Annotated in this window: 7 protein-coding genes; 5 read left to right on the top strand and 2 right to left on the bottom strand. The window is 43.6% G+C overall.

The genetic code is table 11. From position 1 onward, the window contains the following. Nucleotides 1-13: 13 nt before the first annotated feature. The 3 genes from WC615_RS22595 (at nucleotide 14) to WC615_RS22585 (ending at nucleotide 1574) form a co-directional block, all read left to right on the top strand. Entirely contained in the window at nucleotides 14-154 is a 141-nt protein-coding gene (locus WC615_RS22595) for an antitoxin Xre/MbcA/ParS toxin-binding domain-containing protein (protein ID WP_372980296.1), read from the top strand. Then, a complete protein-coding gene (locus WC615_RS22590) occupies nucleotides 155-607 on the top strand; it encodes an RES family NAD+ phosphorylase (protein ID WP_372980295.1) in 453 nt (150 codons plus the stop codon). It begins immediately after the preceding gene. Nucleotides 608-692: 85 nt separating this feature from the next. Further along, nucleotides 693-1574 carry a GLPGLI family protein gene (locus WC615_RS22585; protein ID WP_372980294.1) on the top strand — a complete coding sequence of 294 codons (882 nt, stop codon included), beginning with the start codon at nucleotides 693-695 and terminating at the stop codon, nucleotides 1572-1574. 45 nt (nucleotides 1575-1619) lie between these two features. Here WC615_RS22585 and WC615_RS22580 read toward each other — a convergent pair whose 3' ends face one another. Further along, the gene (locus WC615_RS22580; protein ID WP_372980293.1) at nucleotides 1620-2282 is read right to left on the bottom strand and encodes a PH domain-containing protein; all 663 of its coding nucleotides are present in this window, start codon (nucleotides 2280-2282) and stop codon (nucleotides 1620-1622) included. A 59-nt stretch (nucleotides 2283-2341) separates the two neighbouring features. Next, nucleotides 2342-3328: an acyl transferase gene (locus tag WC615_RS22575; protein ID WP_372980292.1), complete on the bottom strand. Its 987-nt coding sequence runs from the start codon at nucleotides 3326-3328 to the stop codon at nucleotides 2342-2344. 127 nt (nucleotides 3329-3455) lie between these two features. Here WC615_RS22575 and WC615_RS22570 point away from each other — a divergent pair, with 127 nt between their 5' ends. Both WC615_RS22570 and WC615_RS22565 read left to right on the top strand, forming a co-directional pair. Continuing rightward, the gene (locus tag WC615_RS22570) at nucleotides 3456-3941 is read left to right on the top strand and encodes a DUF1203 domain-containing protein (RefSeq protein ID WP_372980291.1); all 486 of its coding nucleotides are present in this window, start codon (nucleotides 3456-3458) and stop codon (nucleotides 3939-3941) included. Between the two features lie 85 nt (nucleotides 3942-4026). Next, nucleotides 4027-4701 carry a lipid-binding SYLF domain-containing protein gene (locus WC615_RS22565; RefSeq protein WP_372980290.1) on the top strand — a complete coding sequence of 225 codons (675 nt, stop codon included), beginning with the start codon at nucleotides 4027-4029 and terminating at the stop codon, nucleotides 4699-4701. Nucleotides 4702-4721 lie beyond the last annotated feature (20 nt).

The following is a 4721-nucleotide window of genomic DNA, read 5'->3' as shown; positions in this document are numbered from 1 at the left end:
AGTTTTTGGTTCGATGGATAAATTTAAACTTTGGGTAAAAGCGCCAAGCTTTGTATTTAAAGGCGAAGCCCCTGTTACCATTCTTGATACCTCGGCAGGGTTTGATATGGTTTTTAAAGAGCTTGGCCGCATTGAACACGGCATTTTTGCATAAATGATACTGTATCGTATTGCCAACTGCACCTACATTAAAGATTTAAGCGGCACAGGTGCGCGCCTTTATGGCGGGCGCTGGAACAGCGAGGGCAAATCAATGGTTTACATGGCATCATCACGGGCATTAGCTGTGTTGGAAGTACTTGTACACCTCCCCCCACTTTTACTGCCCGATAACTTTTGCGTTGCCGAAGTAGAGGTCCCCAATAACAGCATTTTAACGCTCGACATAAAATCCCTGCCCGATAATTGGCAAGACGCCTCATCGCCTGCCGAACTTAAAACCCTGGGTAACCAATTCATCAAAGAAACTAAATACCTGATGATGAAGGTGCCATCGTCTGTTGTACCCGAGGAATATAACTACCTGCTTAACCCATGGCACCCGGATATCAAAAAGGTGAAAATCATAAATACCCATCCCTTTACCTTTGACGACAGGCTAATTTAAACTCCCTATCGCTAATACATTTATAAATAATTGGAGTATATTTAAACTAAATATTTAGTTTTACAACGCCACTTATTATAAATCCATGAAAAAACTACTCTTCTATGCCGCGGTATTGTTTTCTGCTACGGTTTGCTCTGCGCAAAAAACTGATGTAGCCATCGGTAAAGCCACCTACGAATTTATCCATGTTAGGGACACAACCTACAGGGATAAGCCTTATACCGAAACTATGGCTTTACTGCTGGGGCGTAATGCAAGCGCCTATCGCAGCTTAACCAAGCAGCAACAGGAAGAAATGATGGCCAACCAAATTGCTAACCAGGTAAAAACAGCTGCCGACCCTAACCGACTTAACCTTATCATTACCAGCCCGGGGGCGGTATCAAACGAAGAGTATTACCAATACATTAACGACAAAAAACTATACACCGAAGAGCAGATAGTTAATTATTACCTGGTTGAAGAACCGCTACCCATTATTAAATGGGCTATACAGAAAGACACCATGAGTTTTGGCGCGCTGCACGCGCAAAAAGCAACCGCGCATTTTAAAGGCCGCGATTATACCGCCTGGTTTTGCCCCGACCTGCCCTTCCATAACGGGCCGTGGAAGCTTAACGGCCTGCCAGGCTTAATACTGGAAGCATCCGACTCAAAAAAAGAAGTGCAATTTAAGTTTAATGGTTTTGAGGATATCAGCAACTTAAAGCAACCTATTTTACCCCCCGCAGACGATATTAAAACCACCCCGCAGGACCTGGCCAGGTTAAAGGAGGCAAGGGCTAAAGACCCTGTCGGCTTTAGCAAAGCATCACATGGCAGCAACTCCGCCGCGCGCCGGGGGGCAAAATCTTTTATGGGCGATATCGATCCCAATAAAATAGCATCTATCAATGTGGTAAAATCATCATCGCCCAACACCCGGATAATAAACAACCCTATAGAATTGCCCGAAAAAAAATAGGCCTGCAAATGCAAGCCTATTTTAATACCTAAGATTAGGTATCGTTTAAAAATCGCTTAGTAATTCCAATTTTTTGTGGTTGTATTCTTCCTGCGAGATCAAACCGCTTTCGAATAACGTTTTCAGTCTTTTAAGTTTTTCGGTAAGCTCATCCTTTTTTGGCTCCTCTTGCACAACAGGTGCAGGTGGCGGGGTTGGTACTGGCGCAGCAACAGGCGACTGTTGTTGTACCGGTGCCTGGAAACCTAAATTCGACGCATGGTCGATGTTTACCGCGCCAGATTCGGCACGTTTTTCTTCCAGTTCGCGCAGGCGGCGGGCTTCGCGCTCGGCCTCTTTACGCTCCTGGGCGTATTGGTATAGTTTACGTGCCTGTACTTTAGGCAGGTAATCAACACCCATTTCGGTACCTATTGTGGTTTTGGCACTAAAAACGGCGCCTATAATTTCTTCTTTGGTATATACATCAACAATATCCTTCCATACAAAATCAACAAACTTGATGGATAGGCCAAGGTTTGCCGGGGTAAAGAAAAGGATGCGTTTGTTGGTGATGGCGATACAGTCCGGAAAAAGGTTTACTATAGGCTTTTTCTGCACCGCTATGTATATAATTTCCTCGCCTGTTGTAAGCAGATCAACCAAACGGCTGTACACTTTTTCAACTGCTTTAGGGTCTTGCTCGTCGCGTAAGAATTTGTCGATCATGATCATTGTTGTTCTTTGAGGTGGCAAAAATAATAATATTAATGCTAATTAGATAAATATTAGGCGATGAGCAAATTACAGCCGCGGATATCCGAATTATCAAACCTGCCTATCACCTCAAAAGAGCCGTCGGCATACACTCTCCCCAGATCCTGCGTGGCTATGAACGAGCAGGAGTTGATATTGGCCAGATCAATGATATTTACACCACCTGTTTTACCGGCATCAACCAATGTAAAAGGGTCGTTTGTATCGCGGGTGATGATCCGCATCCAGGGCGGGCAATTAAATATGCCCACGCCTTTTGAGTAGGCCTGCGATAAAAGCTCCGTCATCCCGTATTCTGAATGGATAGCATTAACGCCAAAGCCTGCGCATAGGGCATTATGCAACTCCTCGCGGATCATCTCTTTACGGCGGCCTTTCATCCCACCTGTTTCCATTACGATCAGCTCCGGGAAATCTATTTGATAATTATCCGTAAAATCAAGCAAAGCGAAGGTAACTCCTATTAGCAGGGTTGGTTTATTTATTGCTTTTTGTTGTTGCAGTTTATCATAAAGTTCCTGGTGGTTGTACAGGTAAAAGCCACTATTGGGATTGGCTGATTGAGTGATCAGGTCCTGCGCCATGTAAATAAGCGACGATCCTTCGCGTTCCAGGTATGCGGGCAGCAAGGCCAGCACTGTATAACCTTTTATATCGCCATAAAACAAACTGAAGGCACGGCGAAAGCTCTCTTCATACCAGCTTACATCCGTTACATGATGGCTGCTGGTGATCATCCCTGTAGTGCCCGAACTGGTGAAAACCACATCATCCGGTTCATTCGAAGTAACTACTGTGTGTGTTTTAAAAAACTCAACCGGCAAAAAAGGGATTTGCTCAACCGACTTAATATCAGCCGGGTTAAGTTTCAGTCCATCAATAAAAGCCTTGTAAACACTGCAGTTTGCCGCCTGGTAATTGAATACCTGCAAAGTGGTCTCCTTAAAACTCTGCTCATTATTTATGGCGAATACCTGTTGTTTACCGGGTTTTATCATGCTACGGGCAAAGATAGGAAGATGTGCAGATATGCGGATGTTAAGATATGCAGATGAATGTAAATAATTGATTTATGTCCGCAAGATTCGGGTTTTAACAGCCGGCGCTTTGCCGGAAATTTGGTGTATGAAAACATTTAAAATAGTACCGTTATCGCGTGCGTATGCACAAAAGATAAAATCGAACATGGTTGATGATTTTAACAACCCGGTTGTTGAGCAATTAGCTACCGGGCTTGGGCCATGCAGGGTATCGCTAAAACCCTTTGAAAAAGGTGTAGATAACCGCCTGCTGTTTAAACATTCGCCTTTTGATATAGAGAATGCTTACAACCAACCCGGGCCGGTGTTTATCAACAAAGCAGATGTGGAGGAATACAGCGATGTACATCGTTTCCCGCCTGAGATAAAGGCTAATAGAAAAAGCTTCCCGTTAACGCTTATTGGCTACAATACCAAACAAATGATGGTTTTAACAGAAAATGTGGGCGATAAGGATGTTGATGAACTGATAATAAAGATATTTAATAAAAACCCGGATGTTAACTATCTGCATGCCCGTAACGCACAGGCCTGCTGCTTTATATGTAAGATTGAAAGAATTTTACAATAACCTGCAGCATGTGCCCGAAATAAATATTCTGAATTGGAGTTATATTTGCTTGTACAAATAATACATTCATAATAATATCTATCCCATGAAAACATTAAAATTTTTAAGCTTACCGTTACTGTTAAGCGCATTTTTCATACTTGCTTCTGCAAAACCGGCTGATGATAAAGGCAGCGCAAAAATCAACGATGCTACTAAGGTTTTAAAAGAATTCGGCAAAATGAAAGAAAGCATCCCGCATGAGCTGATTGAACAGTATGAGGGTATTGTTATTATCCCTAAACTGATCAACGCCGGTTTTGGCATTGGCGGCAAACGCGGGCAAGGCGTTGCCATGGTTAAATTGGCCAACGGCCAGTGGAGCGATCCGGTATTTATAACCCTTACCGGTGGCAGTATTGGTTTCCAGATTGGTGTACAATCTGTTGATATGGTTTTGGTTTTCCGCAACAAAGGCGTACTGGCTAAGGTTGAAAGCGGCGATTTCACCATTGGTGGTGATGTATCGGCAGCAGCCGGCCCGGTTGGTCGTAGCTCTACTGCCAGCACCGACTACAAGCTACAGGCCGAAGTTTACTCTTACTCGCGTAGTAAAGGTTTATTTGCAGGTATCAGCATAAACGGTTCAAACCTGGCTATCAACAAAAGCGCTAACACCGCTTATTATGGCGAAGCTTCTGCATCGGCCGATCTTTTTGCAAGATCGACAGATAAAACGGCTGCTGTTACAGAGTTAAAAGCTGCTTTGAAGGCATTGTAAGTAAACTTAATTTTATTAAA

It is taken from the genome of Mucilaginibacter sp., assembly GCF_041663085.1.
GTDB lineage: Bacteria > Bacteroidota > Bacteroidia > Sphingobacteriales > Sphingobacteriaceae > Mucilaginibacter.
The sequence above is the reverse complement of the archived record's forward strand: the minus strand, read 5'-3'. Positions and strand labels throughout refer to the sequence as shown.